18 protein-coding genes are annotated in these 18,496 nt (G+C 67.2%); 11 read left to right on the top strand and 7 right to left on the bottom strand.

All coding sequences use genetic code 11. The features are described 5' to 3' along the window. Positions 1-202 precede the first annotated feature (202 nt). Positions 203-1,111, top strand: a complete 909-nt coding sequence (locus CJ014_RS07260) for a LysR family transcriptional regulator (RefSeq protein ID WP_003141085.1) — start codon at positions 203-205, stop codon at positions 1,109-1,111. A gap of 436 nt (positions 1,112-1,547) precedes the next feature. Next, positions 1,548-2,654 (top strand): nucleotidyltransferase family protein, encoded by a 1,107-nt coding sequence (locus CJ014_RS07255; RefSeq protein WP_165790785.1) that lies wholly within the window; start codon positions 1,548-1,550, stop codon positions 2,652-2,654. A gap of 136 nt (positions 2,655-2,790) precedes the next feature. Here CJ014_RS07255 and CJ014_RS07250 read toward each other — a convergent pair whose 3' ends face one another. The 4 genes from CJ014_RS07250 to CJ014_RS07235 form a co-directional block, all read right to left on the bottom strand. Further along, the gene (locus CJ014_RS07250) at positions 2,791-3,150 is read right to left on the bottom strand and encodes a plasmid stabilization protein (RefSeq protein WP_100079889.1); all 360 of its coding nucleotides are present in this window, start codon (positions 3,148-3,150) and stop codon (positions 2,791-2,793) included. Positions 3,151-3,250: 100 nt separating this feature from the next. After that, positions 3,251-3,604, bottom strand: a complete 354-nt coding sequence (locus CJ014_RS07245) for a cupin domain-containing protein (protein WP_100079888.1) — start codon at positions 3,602-3,604, stop codon at positions 3,251-3,253. A 103-nt stretch (positions 3,605-3,707) separates the two neighbouring features. Next, positions 3,708-5,273 (bottom strand): autoinducer-2 kinase, encoded by a 1,566-nt coding sequence (lsrK, locus tag CJ014_RS07240; RefSeq protein WP_100079887.1) that lies wholly within the window; start codon positions 5,271-5,273, stop codon positions 3,708-3,710. Beyond that, a complete protein-coding gene (locus CJ014_RS07235) occupies positions 5,270-6,220 on the bottom strand; it encodes a sugar-binding domain-containing protein (protein ID WP_100079886.1) in 951 nt (316 codons plus the stop codon). Before CJ014_RS07235 ends, lsrK begins: the two co-directional genes overlap by 4 nt. Before the next feature lie 367 nt (positions 6,221-6,587). On the opposite strand from CJ014_RS07235, the gene lsrF reads away from it, so the two are divergent. From lsrF to CJ014_RS07195, 8 genes are all read left to right on the top strand, one after another. Further along, on the top strand, positions 6,588-7,472 hold the full coding sequence (gene lsrF / locus CJ014_RS07230; protein WP_100079885.1) for a 3-hydroxy-5-phosphonooxypentane-2,4-dione thiolase: 885 nt from the start codon (positions 6,588-6,590) through the stop codon (positions 7,470-7,472). A gap of 130 nt (positions 7,473-7,602) precedes the next feature. Next, positions 7,603-9,120, top strand: coding sequence for an autoinducer 2 ABC transporter ATP-binding protein LsrA (gene lsrA / locus CJ014_RS07225; protein ID WP_100079884.1), 1,518 nt, complete (start codon positions 7,603-7,605; stop codon positions 9,118-9,120). Further along, positions 9,117-10,181, top strand: coding sequence for an autoinducer 2 ABC transporter permease LsrC (gene lsrC / locus CJ014_RS07220; protein ID WP_207765697.1), 1,065 nt, complete (start codon positions 9,117-9,119; stop codon positions 10,179-10,181). Before lsrA ends, lsrC begins: the two co-directional genes overlap by 4 nt. Further along, positions 10,178-11,179, top strand: coding sequence for an ABC transporter permease subunit (locus tag CJ014_RS07215; RefSeq protein WP_100079883.1), 1,002 nt, complete (start codon positions 10,178-10,180; stop codon positions 11,177-11,179). Before lsrC ends, CJ014_RS07215 begins: the two co-directional genes overlap by 4 nt. A gap of 76 nt (positions 11,180-11,255) precedes the next feature. Continuing rightward, complete coding sequence (gene lsrB / locus CJ014_RS07210; RefSeq protein WP_100079882.1) at positions 11,256-12,281, top strand: autoinducer 2 ABC transporter substrate-binding protein LsrB; 1,026 nt, start codon at positions 11,256-11,258, stop codon at positions 12,279-12,281. Positions 12,282-12,440: 159 nt separating this feature from the next. Next, a complete protein-coding gene (locus CJ014_RS07205; RefSeq protein WP_100079881.1) occupies positions 12,441-12,737 on the top strand; it encodes an antibiotic biosynthesis monooxygenase in 297 nt (98 codons plus the stop codon). Positions 12,738-12,747: 10 nt separating this feature from the next. Further along, on the top strand, positions 12,748-13,485 hold the full coding sequence (locus CJ014_RS07200; RefSeq protein ID WP_100079880.1) for a ribulose-phosphate 3-epimerase: 738 nt from the start codon (positions 12,748-12,750) through the stop codon (positions 13,483-13,485). Between the two features lie 18 nt (positions 13,486-13,503). Further along, positions 13,504-14,295, top strand: a complete 792-nt coding sequence (locus CJ014_RS07195) for an SDR family NAD(P)-dependent oxidoreductase (protein ID WP_100079879.1) — start codon at positions 13,504-13,506, stop codon at positions 14,293-14,295. 2 nt (positions 14,296-14,297) lie between these two features. Here the strand turns inward: CJ014_RS07195 and CJ014_RS07190 are convergent, their stop codons facing one another. Both CJ014_RS07190 and CJ014_RS07185 read right to left on the bottom strand, forming a co-directional pair. Next, positions 14,298-15,383 (bottom strand): quinone-dependent dihydroorotate dehydrogenase, encoded by a 1,086-nt coding sequence (locus CJ014_RS07190; protein ID WP_425351903.1) that lies wholly within the window; start codon positions 15,381-15,383, stop codon positions 14,298-14,300. A gap of 11 nt (positions 15,384-15,394) precedes the next feature. Beyond that, positions 15,395-15,748 carry a DUF952 domain-containing protein gene (locus tag CJ014_RS07185; RefSeq protein ID WP_100079878.1) on the bottom strand — a complete coding sequence of 118 codons (354 nt, stop codon included), beginning with the start codon at positions 15,746-15,748 and terminating at the stop codon, positions 15,395-15,397. Positions 15,749-15,918: 170 nt separating this feature from the next. Between CJ014_RS07185 and CJ014_RS07180 the strand changes: the two genes are divergently transcribed. Next, complete coding sequence (locus CJ014_RS07180) at positions 15,919-16,641, top strand: thermonuclease family protein (RefSeq protein ID WP_133121817.1); 723 nt, start codon at positions 15,919-15,921, stop codon at positions 16,639-16,641. Between the two features lie 97 nt (positions 16,642-16,738). On the opposite strand, the gene CJ014_RS07175 is transcribed toward CJ014_RS07180, so the two are convergent. Beyond that, entirely contained in the window at positions 16,739-18,403 is a 1,665-nt protein-coding gene (locus CJ014_RS07175) for a lysine--tRNA ligase (protein ID WP_100079876.1), read from the bottom strand. Between the last annotated feature and the right edge of the window lie 93 nt (positions 18,404-18,496).

The raw sequence follows: 18,496 nt of genomic DNA, 5'->3' as shown, positions 1-18,496 counted from the left end.
GCAGCGTCGCGGTGATTGAGGTTCTCAGGTCTTCGGCCAGGTAGCGTTCCGCCTCAACCTCCGTAATTTTCGGATGCGATCTGCCTATCCGAATAGGCAAGCATGCAACGCCGGAACCTCTTGCCAATCATCGAAGGAGAAAGCGAGGCGCAATCCGCATGAGGTGGACGCAGGCCAGGAACGAGGCAAACAGGAGGCCGCATTGGAACTCAGACTACTGCGCTATTTCGTTGCGGTCGCGGAAGAACTGCATTTCGCGCGAGCGGCCGAGCGCCTTGGCGTAGAACAATCGCCTGTGTCGCGCGCAATGCGCAATCTCGAAGCCACGCTCGGCGTGCAGTTGTTCGACCGCAGCGCGCACCAGACGCGACTGACCTGGGCCGGTCAAGTGTTCCTCGGTGAGTGCCGGCGTGTGCTGGCCACCGTGGAGCAGGCGGTGAGTGCCGCAAAGGCGGCGGCGCAGGGCTATCAGGGTTATCTGCGCATCGCCATCTGCGACAGCTTGGCGCAGCCCCACATTGCCACCTTGCTGGCGCGCAGCCGCGAGGAAGAGCCCGAACTGGAGATTCGCGTCTTCGAGCTGCCTTTCGCGCAGCAGCTCAAGGGCCTGCACAACGATCTGCTGGACATCGGCTTTGCGCTGTCGGACGCGGTGAGCGAAGGCCTTGTCGCCGAGCCCGTGTGGACCGATCCTCTGTCGGTGATCGTGCCCGTGCGCCACCCCTTGTTGGCGCACGCGGAAGTGCCATTGGATGAAGCCTTGAAGTTTCCGTTGGTACTGTGCCATCCGGACGCGGGATCGGGCTGCCACCACCAGATCCAGGCGGTGCTTCAAGGTGCGTCCAAGCCGCTCAAGCTGGTAGATCAGGTGACGAGCCTAGGCGTGATGCTGACTCTGGTCGGTGCCGGTTATGGCCTAGGTTTCGCCATTGCCTCGCAGGTGCAGACCCTGAACCGCCCCGACATAACCGTTCGCCCCTTGGCCGGCACGCCGCCCATGCTGTCTACCTACCTGCTGCGCCGCAGCGCCGAACCCTCTGAGCCCATGAAGCGGTTTCTGCAGCGCGCCCGCGAGGAGTTCCTGCCAAAGGGAGATGAACCGGCCTCGTGACGTTGAGCGCTCGGGTACATTGGCTACTGCTGGCTGTCCATGGCTCGCACTGGACTTGCTCGGAGCGCGCGTTGACCAAGCGTGGTTTTCAGTCCATAATTATGTCCATCTCGGTTCGCCGAGTGCGGAAAACTCGTTATCAATCAACGAGTTGGGAACACGATGATGTTCCCTTCACCCGCTCCAGCCAACATCCTGTTCAATGCTCGCTGCGGCTCTCGTGTCGCGTCTTGTCGCGTGGCTCAGGTCGTCCTCGCTTCCACCCAGGCCCTGGCAATCTTCCGGGCGGTCTCCGCTTATGGAAGAGGCGAGAGCATGAGGCGCCAGTCTCGGTCGTGAGTTATAAGATTTTTGCGATTTTCTTATAACCCAACTTGTTTGCTGGTGGAGAGGGCGTTATAAGAAATATGCGGAAATCTTATAACGGCCGATGTCGATGAAAACAATCGACCTTGTGTATCGAACGATGTTTGCCGAACTGGCGCAGCGGAGTCTCGATGCGTCGTTCGAGATCGATTTCCCGACGACGGGCAACTTCGTCCGAGTGCCCGTGAAGGATCGGGATTACTGGTATTTTGAGCAAACCCAGCCGAACAAGACGCGGAAATATGTCGGCCCGGCCAACGATTCCGAGATTGCCAGCAGGGTTGCGGCCTTCAAGGAGATCAAGGAAGACCTGCGGGGGCGACGCAAGCTGGTATCCACCCTGACAAGGCAAGCCGGGCTGGTTGCTCCCGATCGCTTCACGGGCGATGTCGTGGAAGCGATGGCCAATGCAGGCATCTTTCGCCTGCGGGGCGTTCTCGTCGGAACGGTCGCATTCCAGACCTATGCCGGTTATCTCGGCGTTAGATTGCCCGGCGCCTCGCTGCAGACGGGCGACGCCGATTTCGCCCAACATCATTCCATATCGTCATCCGTTGAAGACAGTCTTCCCCCCATACTCGACCTTCTCAAAGGCGTTGATTCGACTTTTCGGGCCATTCCCCATCGGTCCGACCCTGCACGCGCCACGCAGTTCGAGAACGCCGCGAGATACAAGGTCGAATTCCTGACACCGAACCGAGGATCGGATGACTATGACGACCATGCGAGCCCGATGCCGTCTCTCGGTGGGGCATCGGCGCAGCCGCTGCGATTTCTGGATTTCCTGATCCATGAGCCCATACGCACGGTGATGCTGCATCGGTCGGGTGTACCGGTGACAGTGCCGTCGCCGGAGCGCTATGCTGTCCACAAACTGATTGTCGCCTCGCGCCGCCAGTCCGATGCAAGCGGTATTTCGAAACGCGAAAAGGACGTTTATCAGGCGAGCCTCCTTATCGAGGCGCTGAAGATCACGCGTCGTCAGGATGAACTTGCCGAAGTTTTCGTGGAAGCTTGGAATAGAGGATCGCGGTGGCGAGCGGCGATTGAAAAAGGTCTCGATCTGATGCCCGACAAGCGGCGCATGGCGACCGGCATGACGTTGAAGGAGGCTTTGGCGTCGATCGGCGAGAAACTCGACGGATTTACGGATGTCGGATCAGGCTTGGCCGGTTAGTTGGTCACTTCTTTCGGAAGTCGTGCCGGGCCGAGCGGTGGCGAGGGTTGTCTTAAAAATCAAAAATTGCCGGCTCGAGGCGAGTCTCGCTGCCGCTCGGCTTCTTCCGTGCCGTCCGGTCGTCGGGGCGCCGACGTCAGGCGGCCTGTTCCCGGTTGCGCTTGCGCGTTGCCGCCGCCTTCTTGGCGGAAGCCGACCGCTCTTCCTTTGATCGCGAGGCCGCGGCCTTCTTGGCGGACGCCGAGCGGTCTTCCTTCGACCGGGATGCTGCGGCGGCGCCGCCTTTCCGCCCGCCCTTCTCGGACGAGACGTGGGTGTCGGGACGGCCACGTCCGGAGCCGGACTTGTTGCCGCCGCCGCTTTCCTTGTTGACGGTCGCCCAGGCGCGGCGCTCCGCTTCGTCCTCGGAAACGCCACGCGACTCGTAGCTCTCCTCGATATGCTCGGCCTTGCGCTTTTGCTTGTCGGTATAGGCGGATTTGTCTCCACGGGGCATGGAACCTCTCCTTCTTGCGGATGGGTCCGAAGGAAACCGCTTATCCGCCTGAAAGTTCCTGGCGCCGCCGCCCGCGGCGGATACGGCGACCGAGCCCCGGCTATTCCTCGGGCGACCAGGCGATCGGCACGCTGTCCTTGGGGTCGTAGGGCGCCTTGACGAACACCGCCTTCCACGGCGTATCGCCTCGATTGACCACGTGATGGCCTTCGCCGGGCTCGCAGCGCAGGAAATCGCCGACGCCCAGCACATGCAGTTCCCCGTCGACATACATGTGCACCTCGCCGGCGATCGTCAGGAAGTTCTCCTCGACATGCTGGTGCTTGTGCGTGGAGAAATGCTGGCCCGGCTGCAGCGTCACCACGCCGACATCGATGCGCGGGCCGCGCAGGAGATATTTGGGGCCGTGGTCGCCGAAGCGGTAGCTGTGCTCGTCTTCTCGGGTTTTGAACATCGTTCCTCCACCGCTGTCCCGGTCCGGATGGCGGTCCTTCCTGATACCTGAGGCCTTGGCTTCGCGCCTCGCCCGCCGCGCCCGGATGCCGGCGCGGCAGTCGTCAGAGACCCGGCGCCTTCCACATCGAGCGGGTGATGCCGGCGTCGACCAGGGCGCGCTGGGCGGCATAGGCCTCGCGCCAGCGGTGGGTCACCTCGCCGTAAAGGGCGTGACGGCCGGCGTCCGGCTCATAGCGGCGACGCCAGCGGACGACGGCGTCCGCCGCTTCCGGCAGCGACGCATATTCGCCGATGCCGACCCAGGCGGCGAGACCGGCCGCCAGGGCCGTCGCCTCGGTCACCTCCGGCACCTTGACCGGCAGTCCGGTGACGTCGGACAGGATCTGGCCCCACAGCGCCCCCTTGGAGGCGCCGCCGGCGAAAACGAGGTCGGTCAGCGTCACGCCGGCCAGGTCGGCGGCGAGCCGCAGGTTTTCGGCGGCGACGATCGCCGCGTTCTCCTGGATGGCGCGGAAGATCTGCGGCTTGCCGCAGACGTTGGCGTCGAGCGACAGGTTCAAAAGCGACGGCGCGGCGTGATACCAGGCGGCGCAATTCATCACGTCCGAGAAGATGGGCAGGATGCCGCCCGCGCCCGGCGCCACCGCCGCCGATTTCTCCTCGAGCAGCGCGTAGACGTCGATGCCGCGTTCGGCGGCGACGCGCCTTTCCTCGTCGCAGAAGGCGTCGCGGAACCAGCGGGTGGTCATGCCGACCATGAAGGCGATGCCCTCGGCCTGGCTGAGGCCGGGCACGGCGTGCGGATTGACGCGCACCCGCATGGCCGGATCGGCGGTCGGCCGCGGCATGTTGACCACTTGCTGCCAGAAGGTGCCGCCGAGCACGGCGGCCTCGCCGGCCCGGGCGACGCCGAGGCCGACCGCGCCGAGCTGCACGTCGCCGCCGCCGACCACCACCGGCGCGCCCTCGGCAAGGCCGGTATCGGCCGCCGCGGTCGCCGTCACCCGGCCGATGGCGGTGCCCGTCTCGTGGACGGGCGGCAGGATCGCCGGGTCGATGCCGGCGCGGCGGGCGATATCGGCGTCCCAGGTCCGGGTGTCGAGGGCGAGCAGGCCGCTCGTGCCGCCGTTCGACGGATCGCAGGCGATCTCGCCCGACAGGCGGGCGACGATCCAGTCGGACAGCATCGACATCCGCGCCGTGCGGGCATGCACCTCCGGCAGGTGCCGCTCGATCCACTTGAGGCGCGGGATGGCGCCGAGCGCGAAGGTCTGGCCGGTGACGGCGTAGGCGTCGCGCTCGAAGCCCGGCTGGGCGGCCTTCAGCGCCTTGGTTTCGTCGGAGGCGCGCGAATCGACGTTGGCGCAGGCCCAGAGCTCGCGGCCGTCGCGGTCCCACAGCACGATGCCCTCGCGCATCGAGGTGGCGGAGACGGCGCGGATGGCCGAGGCGGGGAGGCCGGCGTCGGACAGCGCCTTGCGGACGCAGCGGCAGAGCAGCGCCCAGTTGGCGGCGCAGTCGAATTCCATCGAGCCGGGATGGCGGGGATCGCTGAGATGCGTCCACTCCTCCTGCGCCACGGCCACCTGCCGGCCGGCGGTGTCGAAGATGACGGCGCGGCCGCTGCCGGTGCCGGCATCGATGGCGAGAACGTGGGGGCTGGTCATGCTTGGTCCTTCTCGAGGATGGCCTCGGCGGTCGGCTCGTCGGTGATCAGCACGTCGATGCGGCCGCCGCGGGCGGCGGCGCGGATGGCCTCGACCTTCTTGGGGCCGCCGGCGGCGGCGATCACCTGCGGGATGGCCGACAGCGCCTCGAAATCGAGGCCGACCAGCATCTTGTGGAAGGGAAGGTCGAGCGGCACGCCGTTCTGGTCGTAGAAGATGCCGATGATGTCGCCCACCGCGCCCTGGCGGCGGAAGATCTCGAACTGCGAGCGGCTGGCGTAGCCGGAGGCGATCAGCGTCGCCTCGTCGGCGACGGCGCCGATGCCGATCAGCGCGTAGTTGGCGGTGCGCGCCATGCTCATCACCTCGACGACGTGCCGCTCGGCCCGGATCGCCTCGGCGATGCTCTCCTGCGACACGACGAGCGGCGCCGGGATCAGGTGGACGTTCTGCGACGACCGGCCGGAGGCGACGCCCTCGATATAGGCCGACACGCCGCCGGTCAGGCTGACCAGGGAGATGTCGCGATAGGAGAGCGTGCGCGCCAGCCGCTGCAGCGTGCCCATCACCGTGGCGCCCCAGCCGACCGCCAGCATTTCCTGGTCCTTGAGGCGGCCCATCAGGTATTGGCTGGCCGCCTCGGCCAGGCGGTCGTTGATATTGCCGGTCTCCTGGGCGGGAATGACGCGCGCCTCGTCGAGGCCGTAGATTTCCTGCAATCTGGCTTCGAGGGCGAAGCAGCCGCCGTAGCTGGAATTGATGTGGACGTGGATGAGGCCCATCCGCCGGCCGCGCTCGAGCATGCGCGACACCTTGATGCGGGAGAGGTTCAGCCGATCGCCGATTTCGCTCTGGGTCAGGCCGTCATGATAATAATGCCAGGCAACGCGGCTGAGCAGCTCTTCCTCGTGCGGCTCGAATGCCAGTTCGTCATAGGCTTCGTTCACGTCACTCACCTTCACGACATTTGCACGGGCGATGCGGCCATCGCGTCTGTGCGGCCTTTTCGTCGATCATATGATCACGATGCGCACATAAGCGCAAGTGATGAAGTCCCTGATCATCATTAAGTCGTAGGATGCATCAGATCAATGGCAGGGCTGATCAGCAAAATCAATGGCTTAAATGCGCATCGCCATAATGCCACGAATGTGCGCGTCGATTCTTTTGGGCTGCGATGTCACTTATGTGCAGAATGCGGGTTGACGATAGGGGTTGTCCGGCGAATAATTCAGCGTGCAATTGATAAGGCGGCGTTCATTTGAACGGCTGGTACTGCTGATTGCAGACCCCCGCCAACTCCTGGAGGATCCCATGGCCGATTTGGACGACGTGAAGGAAGGCAAGGATTTCGGATTGGACCAGCCGGTGGAGGCGAAGGCGTTTCCCGTGCGCGGTTCCGTCTCGCTCGACTGGGGCATGCAGGATCGTCTCGCCCGCATCTTCCAGGCCAGGAGCGGCCGCACCGTCATGCTGGCTTTCGACCACGGCTACTTCCAGGGGCCGGCCACCGGTCTCGAGCGGCTCGACCTCACCATCCGCCCGCTCGTTCCCTATACCGACGTGTTGATGTGCACGCGCGGCGGTCTCCGCCAGACCATGCCGGCCGACAGCCGCAAGCCGGTGGTGCTGCGCTGTTCGGGCGGCATGAGCGTGCTCACCGAGCTGTCGCGCGAGCTGGTCGCCGTCGACATCGAGGACGCCATCCGCCTCAACGCCTCGGCGATCACCACCAATGTCTACGTCGGCGCCGAATACGAGCACCAGTCGCTCGCCAACCTCGTCAAGCTGATCGACACCGGCAACCGCTACGGCATCCCGACCATGGCGGTGACCGGCGTCGGCAAGGACATGGCGCGCGACGCCCGCTATTTCGGCCTCGCCACCCGCATCTGCGCCGAGCTCGGCGCGCATATCGTCAAGTCCTACTATATCGACAGCGGCTTCGAGAAGGTGGTGGCCGGCTGCCCGGTGCCGATCGTCATCGCCGGCGGCAAGAAGCTGCCGGAACGCGACGCGCTCGAAATGGCCTGGCGCGCCGTCGACCAGGGCGCCGCCGGCGTCGACATGGGCCGCAACATCTTCCAGTCCGATTGCCCGCTGGCGATGATCGCCGCCGTGCGGGCCGTGGTCCATGACGGCGAAAGCGTCGACCGGGCCTACGATATCTACAAGTCCGGCCGGGCGAAGGCCGCCTGAGGCCGCCAAAGGGACCGCAGACCGCGCCGCCGGGCTTCTCGACGAGTCCGGCGGCCCGCCCGGAGGAGGGCGCGACGAAACGCGGGGGAGGGCTCCGGCGTTTCCAATAATAAACTGGGAGACTGTCGATATGGCGGGAACCTCGCCGTCCGACCAGCGGCCGCCGCTGGTCGAAGCCAGGCAAATCTGGAAATTCTTCGGCCCCATCGCCGTGCTGCGCGGCGTCGACCTGACGCTGCGGCCGGGCGAGGTGCACGCGCTGCTCGGCGGCAACGGCGCCGGCAAGTCGACGCTGATGAAGATGATCGCCGGCCTCTATCGCCTCGATCGCGGCGAACTCCTGGTGTGCGGCGAAGACGCCTCGGCCATGACGCCGGTCATTGCCCGCCAGGCCGGCATCCATCTGGTGCCGCAGGAGCCGATGCTGTTCCCGAGCCTTTCGGTCGAGGAGAACGTGCTGATGCACGTTCCGGGCAATCGCAAGGAACTGCGCGCCCGCCTCGAGACGATGATCGCCGAGATCGGCGCCGGCATGACGCTGTCCACCCAGGCCGGCCAGCTCGAGGTCGCCGACCAGCAAATGGTCGAGATCCTGCGCGGCCTGATCCGCGACGCCCGCATCCTCATCCTCGACGAGCCGACCTCGGCGCTGACGCCGCGCGAGGTCGGCAAGCTGTTCGAGCGCATCCGGGCGCTGACCGCCCAGGGCGTCGGCATCTTCTTCATCTCCCACAAGCTCGGCGAGATCCGCGCCATCGCCGACATCGTCTCCATCCTGCGCGACGGCCAAGTGGTGCTGGCCGGTCCGCCGAAGTCGTTCACCGACGCCGAGATCGTCGCCGCCATGACGCACGTCGAGGGCAAGGAAGGCTTCACGCTCGGCCGCGCCGCCGCCCCGGCGGAGCACGGCGCCGAACGGCTGCGCGTCGAGGGCCTCGCCGGCGAAGGCTTCGCCGACGTCACCTTCTCGCTGCACGCCGGCGAGATCCTCGGCCTCGCCGGCGTGGTCGGCTCCGGCCGCACCGAGCTCGCCGAAACCATCTACGGCATTCGCCCCGCCGCGCGCGGCCGCATCTTCGTCGACGGCAAGCCGCTCGCCGGTCACGGCCCGCGCGACAGCCTCGACGCCGGCGTCGTCTACCTGCCGGAAGACCGGCAGGTGTCGGGCCTGTTCGTCAACGCGCCGCTCGTCTGGAACGCCTCGGCGCTGGTGCTGCACCGTGGCCGGGAATGGCTGCCGCTCGCCAGGGAGCGGGCCGATTTCGCCGAGCAGATCCGCCTGCTCGGCATCGTCTGCTCCAGCGCCGACCAGCCGGTGCGCACGCTGTCGGGCGGCAATCAGCAGAAGGTGCTGCTCGCCAAGTGCCTCGCCGCCGGCCCGCGCGTGCTGATCCTCGACGAGCCGACGCGCGGCGTCGACGTCGCCGTGCGCGCCGACATCTATCGGCTGATCGACAGGCTGGCCGGCGAAGGCCTCGCCATCCTGCTGATCTCCTCCGACCATGAAGAGATCGAGCGTCTCAGCCACCGCGTGCTGGTGATGAACCACGGCTATCCGGGCGGCCTGCTCGAAGGCTCCGACATCACCATCAACGCCATTGCCCGCCTCTCCTTCGGGGTCGGCGCCAAGATGGACGCTGCGCAATGATCATCCGCTTCCTGCAGCGCCACCGCGAAGCCTCGGTCGCGCTGATCATCGTTGTCCTGTTCGCGATCCTCGGCCTCGTCGATCGCAGCTACCTGTCCTTCGACACCGTGCTGCTCGTCTACGGCAACAGCCTCATCCTGTTCGTGCTGGCGATCGGCGCCACCATGGTGATGGCGACGCACGGCCTCGACGTCTCCGTCGGCTCGATCATGGGCCTGGCGGCGGTGGTCGCCGGCCTCTTGATGAACGCCGGCTGGGGCATTCCCCTCTCGATCGGCGTGGCGCTGCTCGTCGGTCTTCTCTGCGGCCTGTTCAACGGCGTGCTGGTGTCGTGGCTGAAGGTGTCGGCGATCGTCGCCACGCTCGGCACGCTCGGCCTCTATCGCGGCCTCGTCCACCTCCTGTCCGGCGGCAGTTGGATCGAGGGCCTGCCCGAAGACTTCAAGGCGCTGACCAAGGCCGGCTCGCTCGGCCTGTCGCCGGTCGCCTGGCTGGTGCTGGTCTTGCTGGTCGTCGCCCATTTCGGCCTGCGCTACACCGCTTTCGGCCGCTCGATGTTCGCCGTTGGCGACAATCGCGAAGGCGCCCGGTTGATCGGCATCCGCGTCAACGAGGTGCAGATCGTCGCCTTCGGCCTCAACGGCCTGCTGGCGGCGTTGGCCGGCGTCATCTTCGCCTCGCAGATCGGCTTCATCCCCAACACCGCCGGCACCGGCATGGAAATGCGCGCCATCGCCTCGAGCGTGCTCGGCGGCGTCAGCCTGTTGGGCGGCACCGGCACGGTGCTCGGCGCGGCGCTCGGTGCCTATTTCATGACGTCGATCGACAGCATCCTGGTGCTGCTGCGCCTCGAAGCCTACTGGAACGACATCATCGCCGGCGCCATCCTGCTGGTGGTGCTGATCACCGACGGCAAGATCCGCGAGGCCGTCGATCGTCTCCTCCGCTACCAGAAATACCGCAAGTTCATCGACCCGCAGGCGGCCGGCCCGCAAGCCGACGCCGCCAAGGCCGCCCGGCCGCTCAAGACGGCGCTCGAGACCTCGGAGGCGCGCAAATGAAGCTTCACCCTGTCCTCAAGCGCTGGGAAGGCGTGCTGGCGCTGCTGCTCGTCGCCGAGATCCTGCTGTTCGGCGCCCTCAACCCGGTGTTCCTGCAGCCGTCGATGCTGCTCTACGCCACCTCCGACTTCATCCACGTCGGCATCACGGCGCTAGCGCTGACGCTGGTCATCATCACCGGCGGCATCGACCTGTCGGTCGGCTCGGTGATGGGCCTCTCGGCCATCACCCTCGGCATCCTCTGGGTGGGCGGCGTCGACATCTGGCTGGCGGCCGTGGCGGCGCTCGCCGTCGGCACGCTCGGCGGCGTCTTCAACGCCGTCGCCATCCATCTCTCCAAGGTCAACCCGCTGGTCATCACCCTCGGCACCGGCTTCCTCTACGGCGGCGCCGCGCTGGTGCTGTCCGGCCTTGCCGGCGCCACCGGCTACGAGGGCATCAGCAACTTCGATCCGGCCTTCGTCAACCTCGCCAACCTCGAAGTCGTCGGCCTGCCGCTGCCGTTCGCCCTGTTCCTGGCGCTGACCGTCGGCTTCATGGCGCTCTTGCACCGCACCCGCTTCGGCCGCTACGTCTACCTGATCGGCCAGAACCCGCGCGCCGCCGCCTATGCCGGCACGCCGGTGTTCCGCACGCTGGTGGTCGCCTACGCCCTGACCGGCCTGCTGGCGGCGCTGTCCGGCCTGATCCTCGCCTCCTATTTCGGCTCGGCCCGCTCCGACTTCGGCTCGACGGCGCTGATGCCGGCGATCACCGCCGTGGTGCTCGGCGGCACGTCGATCTACGGCGGCTCGGGCACCATCCTGGGTACGGCGCTGGCCGCGCTGCTGGTCGGCTACCTGCAGACCGGCCTCCAGCTCGTCGGCGTGTCGAGCCACGTGTCGAGCGCCCTGTCGGGCGGCCTGCTGGTCATCGTGGTTGCCTTGCGCAGCCTGTCGGAGATGGGACGCGTCTGGCTGCAGCACCGGCGCGTCTTGCGGAACGTTGCGGCCGAATGACGGTCTGACGTGTGGAGGAGGGCCCGGAAAAGCGGGGTATTCCGCCTCGGGGCCATGTCTTGGAAGGAGAGCAACAATGAAGTTTGGTACCGTTTCCCTCGCGCTTGCCGTGGCCGCCGCCGCGACCTGCGCCGGTCCGTCGGTTGCCGCCGACAGCACCCGCATCGCCTTCATTCCCAAGCTGGTCGGCGTCGGCTTCTTCACCTCCGGCGGCAAGGGCGCCGTCGAGGCCGGCAAGAAGCTGGGCGTCGAGGTGACCTACGACGGCCCGACCGAGCCGTCGGTGTCCGGCCAGGTGCAATATATCAACACCTTCGCCAACCAGGGCTTCAACGCCATCGTCGTCTCCGCCGTGTCGCCCGATGGTCTCTGCCCGGCGCTGAAGCGCGCCATGTCGCGCGGCATCAAGGTCCTGACCTGGGACAGCGACGTCAATCCCGAGTGCCGCAGCTACTACATCAACCAGGGCACGCCGGCCCAGCTCGGCAAGCTCCTGGTCGACATGGCCGCCGAGCAGCATCCGGACGACAAGGCCAAGGTCGCCTTCTTCTATTCGAGCCCGACGGTCACCGACCAGAACCAGTGGGTCGAGCAGGCCAAGGCGATCATCGCCAAGGACAAGCCGGGCTGGGAGATCGTCACCACCCAATACGGCTACAACGATGCCCAGAAGTCGCTGCAGACCGGCGAAAGCATCCTGCAGGCCTACAAGGACGTCGACATCATCATCGCGCCGGACGCCAACGCGCTGCCGGCCGCCGCCCAGGCCGCCGAGAACGTCGGCCGCGCCGGCAAGGTGACCATCGTCGGCTTCTCGACGCCCAACGTGATGCGCCCCTACGTCAAGCGCGACACCGTCAAGGCCTTCGGCCTCTGGGACGTCACCAAGCAGGGCGCCATCTCCATCTACGTCGCCGATCACCTCATCAAGAACGGCGCCATGAAGGTCGGCGACAAGCTCGACATTCCGGATGTCGGCACCGTCGAGGTCAGCCCGAACAGCGTCCAGGGCTATGACTACGAGGCCGACGACAACGGCATCATCCTGCTGCCGGAGCGTCAGGTGTTCACCAAGGACAATATCGACAACTTCGACTTCTGATCGGAGTCTCGTGTCTCCGCGAGACGGCGGTCCCTCCCGTCCGCCGTCCGCTCCTCCCCCCGCCGGCTCCCCATGGGGCCGCGCGGGGCACCCGGAGAGCCGGCCGCCATCCCCCGGCGGCCGGCCGTCCTTTTCCAGCCAGTTCAAGAGGAGAGCCCCATGCACGTCACGCTCGTCGAGATCAACGTCAAGCCCGACCGCATCGACGATTTCCTGCGCGTCTTCGGCGCCAACCGCGAGGGTACCCTCGCCGAACCCGGCTGCCGCCGCTTCGACGTCTTGCAGGATCCTGCCGATCCCGCCCGCTTCACCATCTACGAGGCCTTCGTCGACGAGGCGGCGGTGAAGTTCCACAAGACCACGCCGCACTATCTCAAGGTGAAGGCCGAGCTCGAGGACATCATGACCGGCCCGCGCAGCCACAAGGTGTTCGTCGGCATCATGCCGCGCGACTGACGGGGCCGCCATGTTTCCCTCATCGGACGATCTTGCGACGCGCGACGCGCTGAAGGCGTTCCTGCGTCGCGCCGCGCCCTGCCTCAGCGTCGGCCTGACGGCCGCCGACGCCATGACCTATGGTGCCGCCATCGCCGGGCTGGAAGCGGCGGGCGCCGCCCTTCTGCATTTCGACGTGATGGATGGCGTGTTCTGTCCCGGCTTCACCGCCGGGCCGCCGCTCGTCGCGGCATCGCGGACGAAGATGCTGAAGGACGTCCACCTGATGGTGGCCGACCCGATCGCCGTCATCCCGGCAGCGCTGAAGGCCGGCGCCGATATCGTCCACGTCCATCCCGAGGGACTGTCGCATCTCCACCGGGCGCTCGCCATGCTCGACGTCGAGGTGGCGGGACGACCGGCGCGGCGCGTGCTGCGCGCGGTGGCGCTCAATCCGGCGACGCCGGCCGATGTCGTGGCGCCGGTGCTCGGCGACATCGACATGGTGACGCTGCTCGCCGTCGATCCCGGCTGGAGCGGCGGCGCGCCCGACGCGGCGCTCGGCCGCAAGGTCGAACGGCTGAGACGGCTCGCCGGTGAAGCCGGCGCCGATCCGCTGATCGCCATCGACGGCGGCATCACCGAGGCGACCATCGGGGTTGCCGCCGGCTTCCGGCCGGATATCATCGTCAGCGGCAGCGCCGTCTTCAAGGCGGGCGCCAGCGTCGCCGACAATCTTGAGGGACTACGCCGGGCAGCCGGCCGATAATCGCTGAAGGAGACAGCCATGCGGATCGACCTTTCCGGCAAGCGTGCCGTCGTCACCGGCTCGACGGTGGGCATCGGCCTCGCCATCGCCAAGGGCCTCGCCGAATGCGGCGCCAGCGTCGTCATCAACGGCCGCACCCGGGCGGCGGTCGACAAGGCGATTGCCGCCGCCAGGGCCGACGTGCCGGATGGCCGCTTCATCGGCCACGCCGGCGATCTCGGCACGACCGCAGGCTGCGCGGCGATCGTCGCCGCTCACCCCGATTGCGACGTCCTCGTCAACAATCTCGGCATCTTCGGCCCGCGCGACTTCTTCGAGACGCCGGACGACGAGTGGAGCCGCTATTTCGAGGTCAACGTGATGTCGGGCGTCCGCCTGTCGCGCGCCTGGCTTCCGGGCATGGCGACACGGGATTGGGGGCGGGTGGTGTTCATCTCCTCGGAATCGGCCCTCAACATCCCCGAGGACATGATCCACTACGGCGTCTCCAAGACGGCGATGGTGTCGATCGCCCGCGGCCTCGCCAAGCGGATGGCCGGCACCGGCGTCACCGTCAATTCGGTGCTGCCCGGGCCGACGCTGTCCGAAGGCTTCGCCGACATGCTGTCGGACGAGGTGAAGCGCAGCGGCAGGACGGTGGAAGAGGTGGGCGCCGACTTCGTCATGACGCATCGGTCTTCGTCGATCATCCGCCGGCCGGCCAGCGTCGAGGAGGTGGCGAACATGGTGGTCTATGCCTGCTCGCCGCAGGCCTCGGCCACCACCGGCGCGGCGCTGCGCGTCGACGGCGGCGTGCTCAACACGATCTGATCTCAAGCCGGGATCGGCCGGCTCGCCCAGGCCCGGCTGTCGGAGCCGGCAAGCGCCCGCGCCGAGCCGATGCCGCTCCGCTCGATGCGCGCCAGAAGATCGCCGGTGATGGCGTTGACGGCATTGCCGCCGCCCAGGATGAAGGCGGTGTAGACCTGCACCAGATTGGCGCCGGCGGCGATCTTCAGATAGGCGTCCTCGCCGGTCATCACGCCGCCGACGCCGATGATCGGCAGCGCGCGGCCGACCCGCTCGCGCATCTTGGCGAGCACGATGGTGGAGCGCTCGAACAGCGGCTTGCCGGAAAGGCCGCCCGGCTCCGCCGCCGTCGGGCCGAACACGCCGCTGCGCGACAGCGTCGTGTTGGAGACCACGAGGCCGTCGGCGCCGCGCGCCGCCATCACCGCGGCGATGTCGTCGAGCGCCGCCTCGTCGAGGTCGGGCGCGATCTTGACCAGCACCGGCGTCCGCCGGCCGACCGCCGCCGTCGTGTCGTCGCGCGCTTCGATGGCGCGGGCGACGAGGTCGGACAGGGCGGCGCTTGCCTGCAAGTCGCGCAGGCCGGGCGTGTTGGGCGAGGAAATGTTGACGGTGAAGTAGGAGGCGAGGCCGGCGAAGGCCTTGATGCCCGTCACGTAATCGGCGGCGCGGTCGGCGCTGTCCTTGTTGGCGCCGACGTTGACGCCGATGATGCCCGGTCGTCCATTGCGCCGCTCGAGCTGTTTCAGGGCATGGGCGTGGCCCTTGTTGTTGAAGCCGCAGCGGTTGATCACCGCCCCCGCCTCGGGCAGGCGGAAGATGCGCGGCTTGGGATTGCCCGGCTGCGGCCGCGGCGTCAGCGTGCCGACTTCCACGTGGGAAAAGCCCTGCTTCAGCAGGGCATCGGCAATCTCGGCATCCTTGTCGAAGCCGGCGGCGAGCCCCACCGGGTGGTCGAGCCGCATGTCGAACAAGCCGACGGCGAGGCGGTCGTCGACGATCTTCGGCAGGCCGGGGGCGAGGTTGAAGCGCATGGCGGAGACGGCGAGCGTATGGGCGACCTCCGGATCGAAGCGTCTCAGCATGCCGGCGCCGAACGAGCCGATCAGTTCGGAAAGGGTCATCGGCCGGTCTCCAGGTCGGGGAACTCGTGCGCGCCGTCCGGCCCGAGCGGCAGCGGCACGACGAAGTCGACCGCCGAGAATTCCAGCGGTGCGTAAAGGTGCGGGAAGAGGTCGCCGCCGCGCGAAGCTTCCCACTTCAGCGCCTCACCGAGCGCCGCCGTCTCGATGCCGCTCAGCAGAAGGTCGTTCTGGCCGGCGAAGTAGAGGCGCGCCGTCTCCCTGACCTGCGCCGCCGACGACAGGTGGATGAAGCCATCCTCGAAGTCGACGGATGCGCCGGCGAATACGCCGGTCGCTTCGGCGGCTTCCCACAACGGGCGCGGCGCGATCTTGTAGACGAGACGATCCATGGGGGAACTCCGAAAGGCTGCGGCCTTCCTCTAGAACATCCGGCGGTTCGATGCCACCCTGCCGGGATCAAATCCCCGCGCAATGGCGTCCCCGTTGGCGCGGCTTGCTCCTTCAGCGGAAATCCAGCATTTTCCGCGGCGTGCGCTCCGGTTAGGGAATTCCGCAGGCGATGGCTCGACAGGAACGGCGATACGGGTTTCTCATACGCTGGGTGGCGCCGCTGATCGCCGGGCCGGCGCTGACCGCCGCTGCGCTGCTCTGGCTTTCCGAAGACGCCGAGCGCGAGGATCTTGCCGCCGCCCGCCCGACCATTCTCGATTTCGGCCGCCTGCCGTCCCCTCCCGTGCTGCGGCAGCCGCTTGCCGCCGATCCGCCGCCGCCGGTCGAGGGAAGCGGCCGGACGGCGGCGGCCGGCACTGCCGCCAAGGCACCCGAGCCGGCGCTGCCGCTGGCGCCGCCGCCGGACAGCTTCGAGGCGCTGTTCCCGCGCGTCACCGTGCTCGATGCCGGTCGCTTCCGGACCATCCGCGACCGCGAGCCGCTGGTCGTCCATCTCGCCGGCATCAACGGCCTCGCCTTTTCCGACTCCTGCGAGGGCACGGTCGGCCGCTGGAACTGCGGCGCCCGGGCGCGCGCCGATCTCGCCCGGCTGATCGGCCCGCGCGCCGTCGGTTGCGTCGGCATCGCGGCGGAAGGCGACGACGGCGAGAGCCGCGCCGACTGCTGGGTCGGCAACCGCAACCTGTCGCTGTTCATGGTCAGCCGGGGCTGGGCCGAGCCGGCCGATCCCGCCGATCCGCTGCTCGCCCCCTATGCCGGCAAGGCGAAGGCCGAGAAGCTCGGCCGCTACGGCGACGGCAGCCTGCGGCCGCCGGACCCCGCCGACGAATGAAAAGGCCGGCGCGTGCACCGGCCTTTGATCCTAAAGCATTTTCGAGCGAAGTGGATACCGGTTCGCGTGAAGAAAATGCCCTGGCGATTTGCGGCCGTCAGGCCTGGCCGAGCGTACCGGCGAGCGCCGCGTCGATCATCGCCACGGTTTCCTTCAGGCCGTAGAGCTCGACGAAGGAGCCGAAGCGCGGGCCCTTCTCCTGGCCGAGCAGCACCTGGTAGAGCGTCGCGAACCATTCGAGGCTGACGCCCGGCCCGCCGTCCGGGCTCTTCTTCGACGGATCCTGGAAGCGCGGGAACGACCGGCCGACCGCCAGCACCGTGTCCTGGATCGCCTCGCCGGCCGTGGTGACCGGCAGCGCGTCGAGCGCGTCGCGCAGCTTCGCCAGCGCCTGCCGCTCCTCGTCGTCCGGCGTGCGGAAGGTGACGAAGGGCTTCACCCGGTCCTGGTAATAGGCCAGCGCGTAGCCGCAGAGCTCGTCGAGCTTGGGATGCGTCTCCGGCGTCACGCCCGGCGTATGCCGGCCGATATAGGCCCAGAGCGCGCTCTTGTCGTGGGCGTGGCTGGCCGACACGAGGTTGAGCAGCATCGAGAAGCTGACCGGCATCGGCGTCACCGGCACGTTGCCGGAGTGGATGTGCCACACCGGGTTGGTGAGCCGCTGGTCGAGGTCCATCGTCGGATATTTGTCGAGATAGGCGAAATACTCGTCGACGGCGCGCGGGATCACGTCGAAGAACAGCCGCTTGGCCGTCTTCGGCTTCTGGAACATGTAGAGCGCCAGACTGTCCGGCGAGGCGTAGGTCAGCCACTCGTCGATGGTGAGGCCGTTGCCCTTCGACTTGGAGATCTTCTCGCCGTTCTCGTCGAGGAACAGCTCGTAGTTGAAGCCGTCCGGCGGCGTGCCGCCCAGCACCTTGCAGATCTTCGACGACGTCTTGACGTTGTCGATATGGTCCTTGCCGCTCATCTCGTAGTCGACGCCGAGCGCCGCCCAGCGCAGCGCCCAGTCCGGCTTCCACTGGCACTTGGCGTGGCCGCCGGTCACCAGGGTCTCGAAGCGCTCGCCGCTATCGGGATCGGTCCAGACGATGGTGCCCTTTTCGACGTTGCGCTCCTCGACCGGCACCTGCATGACCACTTCGGTCTTCGGATGCACCGGCAGGAAGGGCGAGTAGGTCTTGCGCCGCTCCTCGCGCAGCGTCGGCAGCATGATCTCCATCACCGCGTCGTATTTGGCCAGCATGCGCAGCAGCGTCTCGTCGAAGGTGCCCTTCCTGTACTCCTCGGTGGCCGACATGAATTCGTAGTCGAAGCCGAAGGTGTCGAGGAACTGCCGGAGCTTGGCGTTGTTGTTGTGGCCGAAGCTCGGATAGCCGTTGTCGAACGGGTTCGGCACATTGGTCAGCGCCTTGCCGAGGTTGGCGCGCAGCAACTCGGGGTTCGGCACGTTGTCCGGCACCTTGCGCATGCCGTCCATGTCGTCCGAGAAGCAGAGAAGGCGCGTCGGCACGCTGTCGCCGGTCAGCACGCGGAAGGCGTGGCGCACCATGGTGGTGCGCGCCACCTCGCCGAAGGTGCCGATGTGCGGCAGGCCGGACGGACCGTAGCCGGTCTCGAAGATCACCGGCTTCGAGGCGTCTTTCCGTTTCTCGATCCGCGCCACGATCTTCTTGGCTTCCTCGAACGGCCAGGCCTTGGAGCGGCCGGCCGCGGCGAGGAGCGCGGGATCGGAAAGCAGGGTGGAAGAAACGGTTGCCATCGGTTGCCTCTATTCGAGAAAACCCGGAGTTTCCGGGCGCGCGGGACAGTAGGGACGAGGCCCCCAAAGGTCAAGGACGCGAGGCGGTTTTGC

The sequence above is a fragment of the Pleomorphomonas carboxyditropha genome (assembly GCF_002770725.1).
Classification (GTDB): domain Bacteria; phylum Pseudomonadota; class Alphaproteobacteria; order Rhizobiales; family Pleomorphomonadaceae; genus Pleomorphomonas; species Pleomorphomonas carboxyditropha.
The sequence above is the reverse complement of the archived record's forward strand: the minus strand, read 5'-3'. Positions and strand labels throughout refer to the sequence as shown.

Coding starts and splice junctions, on each gene's coding strand:
- lsrC (WP_207765697.1), top strand. CDS start 9,117: ATGATCATCCGCTTCCTGCAGCGCCACCGCGAAGCCTCGGTCGCGCTG.
- lsrB (WP_100079882.1), top strand. CDS start 11,256: ATGAAGTTTGGTACCGTTTCCCTCGCGCTTGCCGTGGCCGCCGCCGCG.
- CJ014_RS07255 (WP_165790785.1), top strand. CDS start 1,548: ATGAAAACAATCGACCTTGTGTATCGAACGATGTTTGCCGAACTGGCG.
- CJ014_RS07205 (WP_100079881.1), top strand. CDS start 12,441: ATGCACGTCACGCTCGTCGAGATCAACGTCAAGCCCGACCGCATCGAC.
- CJ014_RS07180 (WP_133121817.1), top strand. CDS start 15,919: ATGGCTCGACAGGAACGGCGATACGGGTTTCTCATACGCTGGGTGGCG.
- CJ014_RS07200 (WP_100079880.1), top strand. CDS start 12,748: ATGTTTCCCTCATCGGACGATCTTGCGACGCGCGACGCGCTGAAGGCG.
- CJ014_RS07195 (WP_100079879.1), top strand. CDS start 13,504: ATGCGGATCGACCTTTCCGGCAAGCGTGCCGTCGTCACCGGCTCGACG.
- lsrK (WP_100079887.1), bottom strand. CDS start 5,273: ATGACCAGCCCCCACGTTCTCGCCATCGATGCCGGCACCGGCAGCGGC.
- CJ014_RS07185 (WP_100079878.1), bottom strand. CDS start 15,748: ATGGATCGTCTCGTCTACAAGATCGCGCCGCGCCCGTTGTGGGAAGCC.
- CJ014_RS07250 (WP_100079889.1), bottom strand. CDS start 3,150: ATGCCCCGTGGAGACAAATCCGCCTATACCGACAAGCAAAAGCGCAAG.
- lsrF (WP_100079885.1), top strand. CDS start 6,588: ATGGCCGATTTGGACGACGTGAAGGAAGGCAAGGATTTCGGATTGGAC.
- CJ014_RS07215 (WP_100079883.1), top strand. CDS start 10,178: ATGAAGCTTCACCCTGTCCTCAAGCGCTGGGAAGGCGTGCTGGCGCTG.
- CJ014_RS07175 (WP_100079876.1), bottom strand. CDS start 18,403: ATGGCAACCGTTTCTTCCACCCTGCTTTCCGATCCCGCGCTCCTCGCC.
- CJ014_RS07245 (WP_100079888.1), bottom strand. CDS start 3,604: ATGTTCAAAACCCGAGAAGACGAGCACAGCTACCGCTTCGGCGACCAC.
- lsrA (WP_100079884.1), top strand. CDS start 7,603: ATGGCGGGAACCTCGCCGTCCGACCAGCGGCCGCCGCTGGTCGAAGCC.